This is a genomic window from Ensifer canadensis (assembly GCF_017488845.2).
Lineage (GTDB): Bacteria > Pseudomonadota > Alphaproteobacteria > Rhizobiales > Rhizobiaceae > Ensifer > Ensifer canadensis.
The window spans coordinates 923,504-941,476 of the sequence record NZ_CP083370.1 but is presented as its reverse complement, the minus strand read 5'-3'; the positions used below and the strand labels follow the sequence as shown (position 1 = coordinate 941,476).

The window sequence follows — 17,973 nt, the reverse complement described above, 5'->3', positions numbered from 1 at the left end:
ACCCGGGGCGTTCGCGACGCGCTCTATGCCCAGCCGTAAGCCCTTGGATTGCCGAAATGAAAAAACCCGGCAGCGAGCGCTGCCGGGTCCGTTGCTTCTTTGATCGCTTCGGACCTTAGTCCTTCTTCTGCGGGATCGGGCGAAGCGCCAGTTCGCGCAGTTGGGCTGATGTCGCCTCGGACGGCGCGCCCATCAGCAGATCGACAGCCTGCTGGTTCATCGGGAAGATCGAGATCTCGCGCAGGTTCTTGGCGCCGACCAGCAGCATGACGACGCGGTCGATGCCGAAGGCCATGCCACCATGCGGAGGCGCGCCGTACTGGAACGCTCGGTAGAGACCACCGAACTGCTCTTCCACTTCCTGCTGCGACTTGCCGGTCAGCTCGAACGCCTTGACCATGACTTCCGGCAGCTGGTTACGGATCGAGCCGGACGCGATCTCGAAGCCGTTGCAGACCATGTCGTACTGGTAGGCCTTGAGCGACAGCGGATCTTCGCTGTTCAGCGCCTCGAGGCCACCCTGCGGCATCGAGAAGGGGTTGTGGGCGAAGTCGATCTTCTTTTCGTCTTCCAGCCATTCGTAGAACGGAAAGTCGACGATCCAGCAGAATTCAAAGCGGTCACGGTCTACGAGGTTCAGTTCCTCGCCTGCCCGCGTGCGGGCTTCGCCTGCAAACTTGTAGAATTTCGACGGGTCGCCGGCGACGAAGAAGCAGGCATCGCCATCATCGAGGCCGAGTTGGGTGCGGATCGCATCGGTGCGCTCCTCGCCGATGTTCTTGGCAAGCGGACCGGCGCCTTCGAGCTTCTCGCCTTCCTTGCGCCAGAAGATGTAGCCGAGACCCGGCTGGCCCTGGCTCTGGGCCCAGGCGTTCATGCGGTCGCAAAACGCGCGCGAACCACCGGTCTTGGCCGGGATGGCCCAGACTTCGACCTTCGGGTTCGAGGCGATCATGTTGGCGAAGACCTTGAAGCCTGAACCGGCAAAGTGCTCGGTAACGGCCTGCATCTCGATCGGGTTGCGCAGGTCCGGCTTGTCGGAACCGTATTTGCGGATCGCCGTGTCGTAAGGAATGCGCGGGAACTTTTCCGTCACCGGCTTGCCGTCGGCAAACTCGACGAAGATGTCGCGGATCACCGGCTCCATCGTCGTCCAGACGTCTTCCTGCTCGACGAAGCTCATTTCGAGGTCGAGCTGGTAGAATTCGCCCGGCAGGCGGTCGGCGCGCGGGTCTTCATCGCGGAAGCACGGCGCGATCTGGAAGTAGCGGTCGAAACCGGCGACCATCAGCAGCTGCTTGTACTGCTGCGGCGCCTGCGGCAGCGCGTAGAAGCTGCCGGGATGGATGCGCGACGGCACGAGGAAGTCGCGTGCGCCTTCCGGCGACGACGCCGTCAGGATCGGGGTCGTGTATTCGGTGAAGCCGACGTCGCCCATGTGGCGGCGCATCGACGAGATGATCTGGGTGCGCTTGACGATGTTCTTGTGCAGCGTGTCGCGGCGCAGGTCGAGGAAGCGGTACTTCAGGCGCACGTCTTCCGGATAGTCCGGCTCGCCGAACACCGGCAGCGGCAGTTCCTTGGCGGCCGAGAGAACCTCGATCTCCTGGGCGTAGAGCTCGATTTCACCTGTTGGCATGCCCTTGTTGACGGTGTCGTCCATACGGGCCTTGACGAGGCCATCAATACGGACAACCCATTCGCCGCGGACGGTCTCGGCGGCCTTGAAGGCAGGGCTATCGGGATCGGCGACGACCTGGGTGATGCCGTAATGATCGCGCAGGTCGATGAAGAGCAGGCCGCCATGGTCGCGGACGCGGTGGACCCAGCCGGAAAGGCGAACGGTGGAGCCGACATCCGACTTGCGGAGGGCGGCACAGGTGTGGCTGCGGTAGCGGTGCATGGTGTTATCCCGGAATTGCAAAGCGCCGCGCAGGCTCGCCGGAACGGCGCGCGGCAACATGATCAAAATCGGGCGGAAAAGCGCATGATGCGCCGGCTTTGTCAAGCCGAGACCTCCGCGCTCCCCGAGGGAAGCGCCGCTCAACCGGGACAAGTTCGACCCTATTCATGGGCTTGAGACAAGTGCATTCGCCCAAACGGCGCGAAAAGAACGGATATCGTCACAATTCGCGACTGTGCGCCACGGGAATGCGCCGCTACACATAATGGGTCCGCCTTATCCGACTCGCGAGCACCATTCGGAAGTCGCCTGCCCCATGTCGCAAATTCGTCCGCTCATTCCGCTTCTCGTCACCGCAGGCATCCTCATCGGTGGCAACGGACTACAAGGCACCTTCATTTCGCTGCGGGCGCTGGAAGAAGGCTTTTCGACCTCGCTGATCGGTGTCATCGGCGCCGGCTACAACATCGGCTTCGCGCTCGGCTGCGTCTATGTCACGCGCATCCTGCGCTCGATCGGCCATATCCGCACGTTCTCGGCGATGGCAGCGATCGCGTCGGCGGCGGCGATCGCCATGGTGCTGATCATCAATCCGTTCATGTGGTTCCTGATGCGGCTCGTCGCCGGTATCGCTTTCGCCTGTCTTTTTGCGACCGTCGAAAGCTGGCTGAATGCCAGCGTCACCAATACTAACCGCGCGCGCACGCTTTCCGTCTATCGTCTGGTCGATCTCGGCTCGGTCACCGCGGCCCAATATATCATTCCCGGCGTCGGTATCGGCGGCTTCGAACTCTTCGCGATCATCTCGATGGCATTGACTTTGTCGCTCGTGCCGATTTCCTTTGCCGACCGGTCGAGCCCGGTGGCGCCGGAAGCGATCCGCTTCGACGTCAAGGCGCTCTGGAACATCTCGCCGCTCGCGACCGTCGGCTGCATCGTCGTCGGCCTCACCAACGCCGCCTTCCGCTCGCTAGGCCCCATCTACGCGCAGGGGATCGGCCTCTCGGTGACGGCAATCGCCACTTTCATGAGCGCCGGCATCATCGGCGGCGTGGTGCTGCAATATCCGCTCGGCCATTACTCGGACCAGATCGATCGGCGCCTGATCATCCTGATCGCCACCCTCGGATCATTGCTCGCCGGACTTTTCCTTGCGTTTGGCGCCGGCAATGATGAGTGGCTCAATTTCGCCGGTATCTTCCTCTTCGGCGCCTTCGCCATGCCGCTCTATTCGCTCTGTTCGGCCCATGCCAACGACCATGCGGCGGAAGGTCAGCATGCGCTGGTATCGGCGGGCATGCTGTTCTTCTGGTCGCTCGGCGCCATCATCGGCCCGCTGTTTGCCTCTTTCCTGCTCGAAATTTTCGGTCCGCAGGCGCTGTTCATCTATACCGCCGCGATCCTCTTCCTCTTCATGCTCTACACGGTCAGGCGCATGACAGCGCGCAGCGGCGTTCCCGCGGAAGCGCGCGTCATGCCTTTCCGCAACCTGCTGCGGACCTCATCGTTCTTCAACAAGCTCGCCGGCGGCAACCACGCCCGCAAAGACGACTGATACCAACCTGCGGCAAGATGTGCCTGCGGCAAAGAATTGCTGATTGCGGCGATCAGGTTTAAAAACCGAGCAGTCGTCCTATCCAGTTGCCGAGATTGCCAAAATGTCCCTGATCAGCCGCCGTACGTTCCTCCAGGGCTCTGCCGCTTTGGGAGGCGCCTTCGCATTCGGAGCCGGCATGGCGGCACGCGCCGGTGCGGCACCGGATCCGCAGGTCCTGACGGCACAGCTGACGCAGGCACAGATCGCCTCAGATGGCGTGACACCCAAGGTGATGACCTACGGGCTGGGCGATGCGACCACTAACGGCATGCCGCCTGTCTTGCGGATGCGCATGGGCGAGCCCTATGCCGCAAGACTGATCAACAAGCTCGACGAACCGACGACTGTCCACTGGCACGGACTTCGCATACCCAATGCCATGGACGGCGTGCCCGAGATGACCCAGCCCTATGTCTATCCGGGCGATCCCTTCGACTACATCTTCACGCCGCCGGATGCCGGCACCTTCTGGTATCACCCCCACTGCAATACGCTGACGCAGATGGGAAGCGGGCTGACCGGCGTCATCGTCGTCGAGAACCCGGATGATCCAGTATTCGACGCCGAGATCGTCTTGAACCTGCGCGACTGGCGGCTCGGCAAAGGCGGCGTTTTCATCGACCCGTTCAAACCGAGGGACGCTGCGCGCGGCGGCACCTACGGCACGGTTCGCACCGCAAACTGGCAGCAGGAGCCGAGCTACGACGCGCCGGCCGGCGGCCTCGTGCGGGTCCGTATCGCGGCGACGGATGTCACGCGGATATATACGGTCGGCCTGGAGGGGGCGGAGGCCATGGTCGTCGCGCTAGATGCAAATCCGGTCGACAAGCCCTTCCCGCTCGACCGCTACGACGTCGGCCCGGGCCAGCGCATCGACCTCGTCGTCAGGATGCCCGACAACGAAGGTGCGACGGTGAAGCTCGGCAATCTGCGTGGCTCGCATCCCTGGACGATCGCCAATTTCCGCGCAACGGGCCAATCCTTGAAGCGCGATATCCGCGATGTGGCTGCCCTTCCCGCCAATCCGATCGCCGAGGCGGACCTGTCGGTTGCCACTCGCGTTCCGATCGATCTGACGGCCACGGCAGAACACAAGGCGACGCCGTCGATCTGCGGCTCGCTCGGCTACACCTTCTGGGCAATCAACAAGGTACCGTGGCCGGGCGACACGCCCGATCCGATCGCGCCGATCGAGGAGATGAAGCTCGGCAAGAGCTATGTCCTGCAGATCGCCAATCGGACGCCGCATGCCCATCCGATCCACCTGCATGGCATGAGCTTCCGAATTCTCAATTCGAACAAGCGGACCTTCCTGCCACCACCGACGGACACCATCCTGCTTTTGCCCGACGAACAGGCGGAAATCGCGCTCGTCGCCGACAATCTTGGCGATTGGGTGTTCCATTGCCACATCATCGAGCACCAGAAGACCGGCATGACCGGTTATTTCAAGGTGGTTTGAGATTTTCGATTGTGACGGATGGCATGAAGGGCTACACGAAAAACCTAGCCGCATTTTTGCCACAGTGATTTAAATCCGATGATTGAAACAACCGCAGATCTAGAGGCCGCCTGCCAGCAGCTGGCCCGCTCAAGTTATATTACGATAGACACGGAATTCCTGCGTGAGACCACCTTCTGGCCAGAGCTTTGCCTGATCCAGATGGCAAACCCGGATATGGCCGTCATCGTCGACCCGATGGCCAAGGGCATCGATCTCACGCCGTTCTTCGCGTTGATGGCCAACCCCGACGTGATCAAGGTCTTCCATGCCGCGCGCCAGGATATCGAGATCATTTTCCATCTCGGCAATCTGATTCCGCATCCGATCTTCGACACCCAGGTTGCGGCCATGGTCTGCGGCTTCGGCGACAGCGTCTCCTATGACCAGCTCGTCAACCGCATCAAGGGCGAGCAGATCGACAAGTCCTCGCGCTTCACCGATTGGAGCCGGCGGCCGCTGACCGAGAAACAGCTCGATTACGCGCTGGCCGATGTCACGCATCTGCGCGACATCTATCAGTACCTGAATGCGCAGCTCGAGCGCGAAAGCCGCTCGCTATGGCTTTCCGAGGAAATGGCGATCCTCGAAGCCCGCGATACCTACGACCTGCACCCGGACGATGCCTGGCAGCGCCTGAAAATGCGCGTCAAGAAGCCGATCGAGCTTGCCGTGCTGCAGAAGGTCGCAGCCTGGCGTGAACGCGAGGCACGCAACCGCAACGTTCCGCGCGGGCGTATCATCAAGGACGATGCGATCTATGAAGTCGCGCAGCAGCAGCCGAAGGACACCGAGGCGCTGGCGCGGCTGCGAACCATTCCGAAGGGCTGGGAACGATCGAGCGCCGGGGCTGCGCTGATCGAGGCGGTCAACGAAGCGCTCGCCATCCCCAAGACCGACCTGCCACGGCTGCCGCGGCAGAGCCATACACCTGAAGGCGCAGCCGCCGCCACCGAAATGCTGAAGGTGCTGTTGAAGCTGATCGCCGAGAAGCAGGGCGTGGCTGCCAAGATCATCGCCAACAGCGAGGATCTCGACAAGATCGCCGCCGAGGGCGAGAACGCCGATGTCGGCGCGCTCAAGGGGTGGCGGCGCGAGCTGTTCGGCGATACGGCACTGAAATTGATCAATGGTGAAGTGGCTCTGCGCTTCGTCGACAAGAAGATCGAAGCGATGGAAATCGGTGACTGAAAAACGGACGGGCGGACAACAACTTTCCGCCCGAATCCGGCTCTAGCCAAGGCCCTGCAGCGGGACTGATTCGCAATCGCGTCGAGCAGACATCAGAGCGCTGACGCGTGACGCGACAACCAGGGTGTCCGACGCGTTTTTTCTTCGTTGTCCGGGTTCGAGGCTCTTCCGCATGCGCTGGCGTTTCTCCATGTTCGAGGGAATTTTGCTGCTGTTGATCGTCAGTAGCGCCGGCGCCATCTATGCGACGATCGCCTTCGACGGTGGCGGCGGATTGATCGGCGCCACGTACGCATTGTGCGTCTGCGTCCCGATCCTCGCCTTTGAACGGCGCATCATTCTCCGGCGTCTCAACCGCAAGATCCATTCCTATTCGACGCCCGCTTTCTTCCTCGCTTCGATCGCCGTCTATCTGGTGTTTATCGAGCTGGGCTACGGCGTCGCCGGCTTCCTGATGCAGATGAGCGGGCAAATAGACGCGGATTGGAAGGACGCGGTCGTCCCCTCAAGCACGGCGCTTCTGTTCGCCCTGGCGGTCTCGGGCTCGATCGTTTTCGCGCTTCGCGTGCGCGAACTGTTGGGCCGTGACGTGTTTCTGAGCCTTTTGACCGGGCGCTATCGCAAGCCGATGCAGGAGGAGCGCGTCTTCCTCTTCATCGATCTTGCCGGCTCCACCGCCTATGCCGAGCGATACGGCGATCTCAGGATGCAGGAATATCTCAGCAAGCTGTTTGCAACACTTGCCGACCCCGTACTGCGCTATCGCGGCGCGATCGACGACTATGTCGGCGACGCGGCCGTGATTACCTGGCCCTTCGACCGTGCTGTCAAAAACGCCGCCTGCGTGCACTGCGTTTTCGACATTCTCGAAGAGATCGAAGCCGGCGCCCACCGTTGGCGCAAGGAGTTCGGCGAGGTTCCGCGCCTACGGGCAGCGCTTCATGGCGGCACCATCGTCGCCGCGGAAATTGGCGTCGACAAACACAAGATCACCTATTTCGGCGACACGGTGAACACCACCGCTCGCCTCGAAGGCCTGTGCAAGTCACTGAACCATCAGGTGCTGATTTCCACCGACCTCGCCCGCAAGATGCGGCTGCCGCACTATGTCCGCGTGGAAGATCTTGGCGAGCACGCCGTGAAGGGACGCGGGCAGAAGCTCGGCGTCCTGGCGCTTCGGGCCGGGGGCACGCCTGCACCGCCAGTGGCTGTCAATTAGCCGTCAACCGTGCAGTTTTGCACCCTTGGTGATCTTGTCGACCAGCTTCTTGTCGGCATGAATGGCGATGCCGGCGACCTTCGCGCCGTCGGGTCGCGTTTCGGCGAAGACCGCGCGGTTGGCACTGTCGTGGCCGGTCGAAAACATCGCATCGACATAAACAGAGGTTTGTATTTCCCTTTCGATCGCACGGCGTTGAATATTGCCAAGCGTCGCACCATCTGCCGATAACACGATGATCGGCTGAACGCTCAGAGCGTTGTAGATGTGGCCGGCGCCGTCGCGATAGGGTTCGCCGATAATCGCCGGTTTCTGCCCGGCGATGCCGGTTGCCAGAAACGCGGTGACGTTCAGCTTCTGCCAGGTGGCCAGATCGTCGCGCAAAACGATCGCAAACTTGGTGTCGAACATGACGGGTATCTCCATTTCAGGACATCAGGGCGTGCCCAAGGAGGCCTTAACCGAGGACGCAGCGATCAATCTTGAACGATTGTGCGGATCGCCGGGCGATGGCATCCGCGTCGCGGCACCGGTGGACGGCATAGAGCGCATCGAGGCCCGGCTGCACGGCAAGGTCTTCGAGCCGCATCGCCACGACACCTATGCGCTTGGCGTGACGCTTGGCGGCATCCAGACCTTCCAGTATCGTGGCGAGAGCCGCTACAGCACGCCTGGAAGCATCATCATCATTCACCCCGACGAACTGCACGATGGCAGCGCGGGCACGGAAGCGACGCTTCGCTACAGGATGATGTATCTGCAGCCGGAGCGATTGATCGCGGCGCTTGGCGACAGTGGCGGCGCCTTGCCCATCATAGCCGCCCCGGTTGTTGGTGACGTGGCCCTGCGCCAGGCGATCGGCGAGGCCGTCATGGATCTCGACGGCGGTATTGACGAACTCGCGCTCGACGACATTCTTACACGCATTGCAGAAGGCTTGTGCCGCCATGCCGGCACGACAAGCAAGGCTGCCGGCAGGTCGGCCAAGCGGGCGGTTTCGAGGCGACGGACTATCTCAAAGCCAACCTCGATCGCCCGGTCGGCTCGCAGGAACTCGAGGCCGTCAGCGGCCTTGATCGCTTCACCCTCGCCCGCCAGTTCCGCAAGGTTCTCGGCACCAGCCCGCACCGCTACCTTCTGATGCGGCGGCTGGAGCAGGCGCGCCGGATGATTGCCGCCGGTCACAGCCTGGCAGGTGCCGCGCTCGAAACCGGCTTTGCCGACCAGGCCCATTTCACCCGCCATTTCAAACGTGCCTACGGTGTAACGCCCGGGCGCTGGGCGAGCCTGGCGCTCGCCGGCTGAAGCACCGGCGCCGCTGGGTCGTTGCGGCCCGGAACCAGTGTCCGGTCACGCGCAACAATTCGAACTCGGCGAGTTTCTCCCCTCGGGCGCAGCGCCTTTCGTCTGTCATCAAAGCTTCACCAGCCTGTAAGCCAAGCATCACCCAACCGTCATCAAAGCCGCCTATCGGGTTCCCGTACTTTGGCATCCAACCCACGGTGACTTTCATGACCAAAACGCTTCTCGCCGCTGCGGCGCTCACACTTTTGATGACGACGACCGTCCTGGCCGAGGAAAAGGCCTTTCCCGCAACCCTGAAGGCACATGCGATCCTACCGGCAAACACGATCCTGGCAGCACCGTCCGACGCACCGGAATACCTGAAGACATCGGGCAAATTCACCACGGCGGACCGCAAGCGCGCTGACGCGCTCGGCACCGTGCCCGGCAAGGATGGCGTGCGCCCGACCGGCCTTTCACTGCCGTTCAACGGCCAGCCGATGCAGGGCTTCTCCGGCATCAGGGCCATGGAAGACGGCACCTTCTGGAGCCTTTCCGACAACGGCTTCGGCAACAAGCTGAACTCAACCGATGCCATGCTGATGCTGCACCACGTGAAGATGGACTGGGACGCCGGCAAGGTCGAGGCGCTGAAAACACTGTTCCTCACCGACCCGGACCGCAAGGCCCCCTTCCCGATCGTCATGGAAGGTTCCGACAAGCGCTACCTGACCGGCGCTGACTTCGACGTTGAGTCGATCCAGCCGGTCGCCGACGGCTTCTGGGTCGGGGAAGAATTCGGTCCCTATATCCTGAAATTCGATGTCGACGGCAAGCTGACCGACGTCATCGCGACAACAGTTGACGGCAAGCCGGTTATGTCGCCCGACAATCCGACCCTGACACTGCAGGGCGATCCGTCGAAGAAGACACCCGCCTTCAACCTGAAGCGCTCCGGCGGCTATGAAGGCATGGCACTGTCGAAGGACGGCTCCAAGCTCTACGGTCTGCTCGAAGGGCCGATCTGGACCGACAGCGAAACCGTGGAACAGGCCGATGGCCGTCCGACACTACGCGTCATCGAACTCGATGTCGCAGCCAAGGCCTGGACGGGCCGCAGCTGGCTCTATCCGCTGGCCGAAGGCGGCGAGGCAATCGGCGACTTCAACATGCTCGACGACAAGACGGCACTGGTGATCGAACGCGACAACGGCGCGGGCACGCTCGACAAGGCCTGCGCCGATCCGAAGGATCCGAAGCCGGATTGCTTTGCCGTCGGCTCGAAGGTGAAACGTGTCTACAAGATTGCCTTCGATGACAGCAATGTCGGCAAGGCCGTCCGCAAGATCGGTTACATCGACCTCCTGAAGATCGCCGACCCCGACAACAAGAAGCGCCAGGGCGGTGGTGACGGCTATTACGACATGCCGTTCGTGACGATCGAAAACGTCGATCGCGTCGATGACACGCACATCATCGTCGGCAATGACAACAACCTGCCGTTCTCGGCCGGCCGGGCGCTTGATAAGGCCGACGACAACGAGTTCGTTCTGCTCGAAGTCGGCGAATTCTTGAAAGCCGAATAATCAAAAAAGGGCGCGCGGATTTGCGTCCGCGCGCCCCTTCGTCAAAGATCTGAGTGCGTTCAGCTCTCGAACTGGAACGCCAATCTTCTGCCGGTCAGCTTGCCGAGCTGCTGCAGCCGTCCGTCGAGGCGCTCGCCGGCAAATTCCGAATAGGCCGCAGGCACGACGATCTCCAGATCGACATCCGGCAGGGACGATTTGCGGAAGGTCAGATTCCTCGCCACGCCCGGCATCGACGCCGAGAACAGATAGGCGACGCGCAGCAGGCCGCCGAGCAGTTTCGCCAGTTCCAGCAGTCGCGGCGTGGTAATGCCGGTCAGTGCGCCGGTCGCGCCATCGTCGTTCAGGCCTTCGAAGCGATAGTAGTTGGCGAGCGCGATATAGGCCCGCCCCGCATGGGTGATGCCGGAGAAGGTCGAGTGGGCGATGATGTTCAGCGCCTGCAGACCGCGATAGTCCGGATGGGCGCGCCAGCTGATATCGGCGAGCAGGCAGGCAGCCTGGCGATAGCGGCTTTCCTCTTCGGTTTCCTCGACGCCGAAGAACGGCACCATGCGGCCGGTCCAGTCGGCAAGTTCGCGGGCATGCTCGGGGGAACGCGCCCGCAGGATGGCGATTTCGCCGGCGGCGGTCAGCAGCGGATCCTGCGCACGCTCGCTCTCGTTCAACAGAGAGAAGAGATAGCCTTCGCGCACGCCGAGCGCCGAGAACGAAATCCGCTCCGGCTTCATGATCGACAGTGCTTCCTGCATCGCGATCGCGCCAAAGGGAAGCAGGCTGCGGCGGCTTTTGGAGATCGTCGCATAGGCCGATGGCTTGATGTTCCTCGGCTCGATCACCTCCGGCAGCAGCGCCATCGCCTCGTCGTAGGAGATCTCGTAGCCTTGCATCATATGCAGCGGATAGTTTCGGATTTCCATGTGCAGCTTGGCGATCGAGCGCCAGGTGCCGCCGACGGCATAAAAGGTGCGGCCGGTGCCGGTCTTCAGCACCGGCGAGCTTTTCATGAATTTGCGCACCCAGGTGCGAGCCTTCGGCAGCGAGCCGCCGCTATGCTCGAAGAGGCGGATACCCCCGAGCGGCAGGGTGATGCCCTTGCCGATCTTTGTGCCGCTGACCTCGACAAGTTCCAGCGAGCCACCGCCAAGGTCACCGACCACTCCATCAGGGTCGTGATAGCCGCTGACGATGCCCATGGCGGAGAAATAGGCTTCCTCTTCGCCGGAGAGGATGCGCACCTTGTGGCCGAGGATCGCCTCGGCCTTCTCGATGAAGGCAGGTCCGTTGCTCGCCTCGCGAGCGGCTGCGGTGGCCAGAACATACATGGAGGTCGCACGCGCCTGCTGCGACAGCGCATGAAAGCGATGCAGCGCCCGGAGAGCGCGCTCGACGCTCTCCTCGTCCATGCGTCCGGTGGCATCGATGCCCTTGCCCAGACCGCACATGACCTTCTCGTTGAACAGCATGGCCGGAGCGCGGCTCAGGCCTTCGTAGACGACAAGGCGAATGGAGTTGGAGCCGATATCCACAACGGAAACCGGGCGGATGCCGGGCAGACGCCCCTGCGCTTCAGATTCGACCATGCAATTCCGTTTTACTTGTGCCAGCTGCTCTTCCAGCCGGCAATCAGCTTCGGTGCACTGGACTTCAGGGCTTCACCCCGGCCGGAGAGGCTGGGATTGGTCATGAAATAGTGCTGCGCGTTGAAAGGTTCGGCGTCCTTGCCGACTTCCATCCGGCGAGACGTACCGTCGGGAAGAATTTCGTAGCTCTGCTGGTTATCGATGAGATTGCCCAGCATGATCTGCGAAAGTACCTGTTCGTGCACAGTCCGGTTGATAAGAGGCACAAGCGTCTCAACCCGCCGGTCCAGATTTCGCGGCATCATATCCGCCGAGCCGATATAGACAAGCGCATTCTCCGATGGAAGGCCGTGACCGTTGCCGAAGCAGAATATGCGGGAATGTTCAAGGAATCTGCCGACGATGGACTTGACACGAATATTGTCGGACAGCCCCGGCACCTGCGGCCTCAGGCAGCAGATGCCGCGTACCACCAGGTCGACTTCAGCCCCGGCACGGCTTGCCTTGTAGAGCGCGTCTATGATTTCCGGATCGACGAGCGAGTTCATCTTCATCCAGATCGCCGCAGGCCGGCCGGCCTTGGCGTGCTCGATCTCCTCCTCGATATGCTTGAGGATGCGGGGGCGAAGCGTGTGCGGCGAAACCGCCAGCTTCATGCCGGCTTCCGGCTCGCCGTAACCGGTGATGAAGTTGAAGATGTTCGCCATGTCATGGGCGATGACCGGGTTGCAGGTGAAGAATGACAGGTCAGTGTAGATCTTCGCCGTGACCGGATGGTAGTTGCCGGTGCCGAGGTGGCAATAGGTGCGCAACCGGCCCTCTTCGCGACGCACCACCATCGACATCTTGGCATGGGTCTTGAGTTCGATGAACCCGAAGACCACCTGCACGCCGGCGCGCTCCAGGTCGCGCGCCCAGCGGATGTTGGCTTCCTCATCGAAGCGGGCCTTCAGTTCGACCAGCGCCGTCACGGACTTTCCGGCTTCGGCAGCGTCGACAAGCGCGCGCACAATCGGACTGTCGTTCGAGGTACGGTAGAGCGTCTGCTTGATGGCGACCACTTCCGGATCGCGCGCCGATTGCAGCAGGAACTGCACCACGACGTCGAAGGACTCATAGGGGTGGTGGACCACCATGTCCTTTTCGCGGATCGCGGCAAAACAATCGCCGGCGTGTTCGCGCACGCGCTCGGGGAAGCGCGGATTGTAAGGTTCAAAGCGCAGATCGTCGCGCGGCGCCTTGGTGATTTCCGACAGCGTGTTCAGCGCCAGAAGCCCCGGCAAAACGGCGACGCGGTTTTCCGGAACGCTGAGTTCTTGAACGACGAACTGGCGCAGCGAAGCGGGCATTTCCGAATCGAGCTCGATGCGGATCACCGATCCGCGACGACGACGCTTCAGCGCCGTTTCGAAGAAGCGCACCAGATCTTCGGCCTCTTCTTCGACTTCGATATCGCTGTCTCTGATGATGCGGAACGTGCCCGAGCCCTTGACCTCGTAGCCTGGGAACAGCCGTTCGATGAACTGACTGACCATGTCTTCGAGCGTGATGTAGCGGATGACGTTCTTGAAATCGGGCAGGCGGATGAAGCGGTCGAGCGCCACCGGCAGGCGCAAGAGCGCCGTCATTGGCTCACGGCCGGTCTTGCTGACGAGCTGCAGGCCCATCGAGAACCCGAGGTTCGGGATGAACGGGAACGGATGCGCCGGGTCGATCGACAGCGGCGTCAGCACCGGAAAGATCGCCTGGTCGAATTCGTTGGCAAGCCAGCTTTTGTCCTGCGCCGACAAGGACGCCGGGCGGACGATGAGGATATCTTCCTTGGCCAGATACTGCTGCAGGACGGCGAGCGACGCCTGCTGCTCCATCTGCAGGTTGTCGATTTCCTTGAGGATGTCTTCGAGCTGTTCGGCCGGCGTCTTGCCATCAGGCGACCGCATGGCGAGCCCCTGCCGCACCTGGCCCTCGAGGCCGGCGACGCGCACCATGAAGAACTCATCAAGGTTGGCGGCCGAAATCGACAGAAAGCGGACACGCTCCAGGAGCGGATGCGCCGTGTTCAGGGTCTCCTCAAGCACGCGGCGATTGAATTGCAGCCACGAAAATTCGCGATTGATGAACCGTTCCGGGCTGGAGAGCAGGTCTAGCTCCTCCGCGGCCTGTTTGTTCTCATTCACCGCAGACGTCGCATTATCCATTACCGGTCAGACCCCATTTCTTCGCATGCAGGAACTATAACAGTTTGACGACGGAACTGTGACAATCAATCGGAATGGCGTTGATTTCCAAGCTCTTCCAGGACTTCGGCGGCAAGCGATCGGGTCAGCTTGACGCCGCGGGCGAGTGCCAGCCTGTCGATGCGTTCGACGATCGTCTGGGCAGCCTCGAGCGAGCGTTCCATGCGCTGGACGATATAGCCGACGAGCCTTTCGTCGATGAAAAGCTGGCGATCGGCAAAGAGCTTGATCAATACCTGCGTCAACAACTCATCGTCGGGCTCGCCGATCTCGACGACGGTTGCTGCTTTCAGGCGCGAGCGCAGGTCCGGAAGAACGACCGGCCAGGACATCGGCCACAGGCGCGAGGTCATCAAGAGGCCCGTGCCATGCTGGCGAACGCTGTTGATGACATGAAACAGGGTGGTGTCGTCGAACCCCTGACGGTCGGCATCCTCGAACAGCACAGGACCGTTGGCGGCGATCAACGCCACATCCGAGTCCGCAACCGGGTGGATCGCCCGCGCGCCCGCCCTCTCCTTCCAGATGCTGGCGAGATGCGATTTTCCGGAACCGATCGGGCCGGCGATGATGACAACCGGCGACGGCCAGTCTGGCCAGTGATCGACGATCGCGATCGCCGCGCTCAACCGATCGGAAACGAGCAGATCCTCACGACCCGTTGCCGGGTCGTGGTCGAATGCCAGAGGCAGTTGTTCGAAGGGACGTTTTGTCATGCTGTACTCGGGACAAGGATGGGACTATCAGCCGGGCTGACTGCCCTTTGCCTTCTTCGCCGCGACCTTTCCATGCCCATGGTAGAGATCGCTATCAAGGTATCGCTGGATGCCGAAGCGAACAAGCACGCCGATGGCGGCGGCCGCGGGAACCGCAACCAGAAGCCCGACGAAACCGAAGAGGGCACCGAAGGCAAGAAGCGCGAACATCAGCCAGACCGGATGCAGGCCGACGCTCTTGCCCACCAGCTTGGGCTGCAGGATGTTGCCTTCGAGGAACTGGCCGCTGAAGAAGATGGCAGCGACAAGCCCGATCCAGAGATAATCGGGCCAGAACTGTACAAGCGCGACGCCGACGGCCAGCACCAGACCGACCATCGATCCGACATAGGGGATAAAGCTGATCATGCCGGCAAAGAGGCCGATCAGCAGGCCGAAATTGAGACCGACGAGCGACAGGCCGATGCCATAGTAAAGGCCGAGGATGATGCAGAGCGAGCCCTGGCCGCGAACGAAGCCGGCGATCGTCGTGTTCATGTCCCGGGCGATCTGGCGGACGACGCTGACATAGTCGCGCGGAACCCAGCTATCGACCCGGTTGACCATCCGGTCCCAGTCGAGCAGCAGATAGAAGGCGACGACCGGCGTGATCACGAACAGCGACAGAATGTCGAGCAGCGCCATGCCAGAGTTCCAGAGCTGCTGGAACAACGTGCCGAGGAAGCTCGCGCCCTGCTCCAAAAGCTTGGCTGAATTCTGCTTGATCGCCGTCATCTGGTCCGCCAGCCATTGTGGCAGCAGCGTCGACTGGCTGTCGGTCAACAGCGCCTGCAGCTTGGAGATGTAACCGGGCATCTTCTGAATGAAGTCGGCGGCCTGGGTGAAGATCACCGGGATGATGATCATCAGCGACAGGGCGAAGATCACCACGAAGCCGATGAGGATCACCACCGTCGCCATCAGCCGACTGAGGCCGAGGCGCTCAAGGCGGTCGGCGACCGGGTCGAGGAAATAGGCCAGTGCCATGCCCGCGAGGAACGGCAGCAGGATCGAGCTGAAAACCATCAGGAAGGCGATGAAGGCGGCGAGCACCAGCAGCCAGAAGATAACCTGGCGCTGTAGTCCCGAACCGCTGACTTTTATGTCCATGGTGTTCCCCGTAACACGCCAAGCATGCCTTTACCGCATCATATTCTGTATGAGGAGATAGGTGGCGTGGCGCGCACCGGTCAAGTCCGCGTGCTTCTCAGCCCGGTAAATTGAACCCTCCATACCGTTCTTGCCGGTGGGATATGGGCAAAATGTTGAAAAAAGGCCGAGAAGGCAGGCTGTCGGCTTGCACTCCCTTGCCCATCGTGCCAATCGCATCCGCAAAATACCTGTCGCGCGACCAGCCTTGGAGAACCAGCATGAGCCAGTCGGGAAAGAACGGCCTCACCTACAGTGACGCAGGCGTGGATATCGATGCCGGCAATCTGATGGTGGAGAAAATCAAGCCGCATGTGCGCTCGACCCGGCGCCCGGGTGCCGACGGCGAGATCGGCGGCTTCGGCGGCCTGTTCGACCTGAAGGCCGCCGGTTTCACCGACCCGGTGCTCGTTGCCGCCAATGACGGTGTCGGCACCAAGCTCAAGATTGCCATCGACGCCAACAAGCACGACACCGTTGGCATCGACCTCGTTGCCATGTGCGTCAACGACCTGGTGGTCCAGGGTGCCGAGCCGCTGTTCTTCCTCGACTATTTCGCCACGGGCAAGCTCGATCCCGATCAGGGTGCCGCAATCGTTGCCGGCATTGCCGCCGGGTGCCGCCAATCCGGTTGCGCATTGATCGGTGGCGAGACCGCGGAAATGCCGGGCATGTATTCCGGAGGCGACTATGACCTTGCCGGCTTCGCTGTCGGTGCGGCCGAACGCGGCCAGCTGCTTCCAGCGGGTGACATTGGTGAAGGCGACGTCATCCTCGGCCTTGCATCGTCAGGCGTTCACTCCAACGGTTACTCTCTCGTTCGCAAGATCGTCGCGCTGTCGGGTCTTGCCTGGGATGCACCTGCCCCGTTTGGTGAAGGCACGCTTGCCGATCTCCTGATGACGCCGACGCGCATCTATGTGAAGCCGCTCCTGAAGGCGATCCGCGAAACCGGCTCGATCAAGGCGCTGGCGCATATCACCGGCGGCGGGTTCCCCGAGAACATTCCGCGCGTGCTGCCGAAGCATCTTGCAGCCGAGATCGATCTCGACGCCATCAAGGCGCCGAAGGTCTTCTCCTGGCTTGCCCAGACCGGCGGCGTCGCGGCCAACGAAATGCTGCGCACGTTCAACTGCGGCGTCGGCATGATCGCCGTCGTTCCGGCGGAAAAGGCGCAGGACGTTGCAGCCGTGCTGGAAGCCGAGGGCGAAACCGTCTTCACGCTCGGCCGCATGGTTGCCCGCGCCGAAGGCGCGCATGGCACGATCTACAAGGGCAGCCTCGCCCTATGATGAACGACGTGACGGCAGGCAGGAAAAAAGTCGTCGTCTTGATCTCGGGCGGCGGCTCCAACATGCTTTCGCTGGCCAAAGCTGCCGCCGAGCCTGGTTTTCCGGCCGAGATCGTCGCAGTGATTGCCGACAAGGCCGATGCCGGAGGCCTTGCCAAGGCTGCAGCGCTCGGCATCCCAACCTATGCGTTCCTTCGCAAGGATTTCGACAGCAAGGATGCGCACGAGGCGGCGGTCCTTGCCGAACTCGAGCGGCTGTCTCCCGATATTATCTGCCTTGCCGGCTATATGCGGCTGTTGTCGGCGAACTTCATCCAGCGCCACGAAGGCCGGATCATCAACATTCATCCGTCGCTTCTGCCGCTCTTTCCGGGTCTCCACACCCATCAGCGCGCCATTGACGCCGGCGTGAAAGTGGCGGGATGTACGGTGCATTTCGTCACCGAGGGCATGGATGAGGGTCCGATCGTCGCGCAGGCGGTCGTACCGGTTGTCGACGGCGACACGGCCGACACCCTTGCCGCTCGCGTGCTGACGGTCGAGCACCGCACCTATCCGATGGCGCTCAGGCTGCTGGCGGAAGGCAAAGCCTGGATGGAAGACGGACGGGTCGTCACGCAGGGCATCAGTCCCGTGCCCGCGTCTTCAACTCTGATTTCGCCGGCCGTATAAACCAC

Annotated in this window: 14 protein-coding genes and 1 pseudogene; 9 read left to right on the top strand and 6 right to left on the bottom strand. The window is 61.9% G+C overall.

Annotated features, from left to right (window positions below):
• Positions 1-115: 115 nt before the first annotated feature.
• The gene (gene aspS, locus J3R84_RS04565; protein WP_057212547.1) at positions 116-1,903 is read right to left on the bottom strand and encodes an aspartate--tRNA ligase; all 1,788 of its coding nucleotides are present in this window, start codon (positions 1,901-1,903) and stop codon (positions 116-118) included.
• 316 nt (positions 1,904-2,219) lie between these two features.
• On the opposite strand from aspS, the gene J3R84_RS04560 reads away from it, so the two are divergent.
• From J3R84_RS04560 to J3R84_RS04545, 4 genes are all read left to right on the top strand, one after another.
• Positions 2,220-3,458 carry an MFS transporter gene (locus J3R84_RS04560; protein WP_025426504.1) on the top strand — a complete coding sequence of 413 codons (1,239 nt, stop codon included), beginning with the start codon at positions 2,220-2,222 and terminating at the stop codon, positions 3,456-3,458.
• A 103-nt stretch (positions 3,459-3,561) separates the two neighbouring features.
• Entirely contained in the window at positions 3,562-4,962 is a 1,401-nt protein-coding gene (locus J3R84_RS04555; protein WP_025426503.1) for a multicopper oxidase family protein, read from the top strand.
• 78 nt (positions 4,963-5,040) lie between these two features.
• Entirely contained in the window at positions 5,041-6,192 is a 1,152-nt protein-coding gene (gene rnd, locus J3R84_RS04550) for a ribonuclease D (RefSeq protein ID WP_038575996.1), read from the top strand.
• A 172-nt stretch (positions 6,193-6,364) separates the two neighbouring features.
• On the top strand, positions 6,365-7,411 hold the full coding sequence (locus J3R84_RS04545) for an adenylate/guanylate cyclase domain-containing protein (protein WP_025426502.1): 1,047 nt from the start codon (positions 6,365-6,367) through the stop codon (positions 7,409-7,411).
• 3 nt (positions 7,412-7,414) lie between these two features.
• On the opposite strand, the gene J3R84_RS04540 is transcribed toward J3R84_RS04545, so the two are convergent.
• Positions 7,415-7,822, bottom strand: a complete 408-nt coding sequence (locus J3R84_RS04540; RefSeq protein WP_057211443.1) for a DUF2000 family protein — start codon at positions 7,820-7,822, stop codon at positions 7,415-7,417.
• Here J3R84_RS04540 and J3R84_RS04535 point away from each other — a divergent pair.
• From J3R84_RS04535 to J3R84_RS04525, 3 genes and pseudogenes are all read left to right on the top strand, one after another.
• Positions 7,734-8,276: pseudogene (locus J3R84_RS04535) on the top strand (AraC family ligand binding domain-containing protein); the annotation flags it as partial. The gene J3R84_RS04540 and the pseudogene J3R84_RS04535 overlap by 89 nt on opposite strands.
• Positions 8,277-8,350: 74 nt before the next feature.
• Positions 8,351-8,716: a helix-turn-helix domain-containing protein gene (locus J3R84_RS04530; RefSeq protein ID WP_239637567.1), complete on the top strand. Its 366-nt coding sequence runs from the start codon at positions 8,351-8,353 to the stop codon at positions 8,714-8,716.
• A 206-nt stretch (positions 8,717-8,922) separates the two neighbouring features.
• The gene (locus J3R84_RS04525) at positions 8,923-10,281 is read left to right on the top strand and encodes an esterase-like activity of phytase family protein (RefSeq protein ID WP_025426500.1); all 1,359 of its coding nucleotides are present in this window, start codon (positions 8,923-8,925) and stop codon (positions 10,279-10,281) included.
• A 59-nt stretch (positions 10,282-10,340) separates the two neighbouring features.
• Here the strand turns inward: J3R84_RS04525 and ppx are convergent, their stop codons facing one another.
• The 4 genes from ppx to J3R84_RS04505 all read right to left on the bottom strand — a co-directional run bounded on the left by ppx (position 10,341) and on the right by J3R84_RS04505 (position 15,966).
• Positions 10,341-11,864: an exopolyphosphatase gene (gene ppx, locus J3R84_RS04520; RefSeq protein ID WP_203527288.1), complete on the bottom strand. Its 1,524-nt coding sequence runs from the start codon at positions 11,862-11,864 to the stop codon at positions 10,341-10,343.
• An 11-nt stretch (positions 11,865-11,875) separates the two neighbouring features.
• Positions 11,876-14,062, bottom strand: coding sequence for an RNA degradosome polyphosphate kinase (locus tag J3R84_RS04515; protein WP_203527290.1), 2,187 nt, complete (start codon positions 14,060-14,062; stop codon positions 11,876-11,878).
• A 65-nt stretch (positions 14,063-14,127) separates the two neighbouring features.
• Complete coding sequence (hdaA, locus tag J3R84_RS04510; RefSeq protein ID WP_025426497.1) at positions 14,128-14,817, bottom strand: DnaA regulatory inactivator HdaA; 690 nt, start codon at positions 14,815-14,817, stop codon at positions 14,128-14,130.
• Between the two features lie 27 nt (positions 14,818-14,844).
• Positions 14,845-15,966, bottom strand: a complete 1,122-nt coding sequence (locus J3R84_RS04505; protein WP_038575993.1) for an AI-2E family transporter — start codon at positions 15,964-15,966, stop codon at positions 14,845-14,847.
• A gap of 260 nt (positions 15,967-16,226) precedes the next feature.
• Here J3R84_RS04505 and purM point away from each other — a divergent pair, with 260 nt between their 5' ends.
• Together purM and purN are read left to right on the top strand one after the other, a co-directional pair.
• Complete coding sequence (gene purM / locus J3R84_RS04500) at positions 16,227-17,297, top strand: phosphoribosylformylglycinamidine cyclo-ligase (protein WP_025426496.1); 1,071 nt, start codon at positions 16,227-16,229, stop codon at positions 17,295-17,297.
• Complete coding sequence (gene purN / locus J3R84_RS04495; protein ID WP_025426495.1) at positions 17,297-17,968, top strand: phosphoribosylglycinamide formyltransferase; 672 nt, start codon at positions 17,297-17,299, stop codon at positions 17,966-17,968. Before purM ends, purN begins: the two co-directional genes overlap by 1 nt.
• The last annotated feature ends 5 nt before the right edge of the window (positions 17,969-17,973 follow it).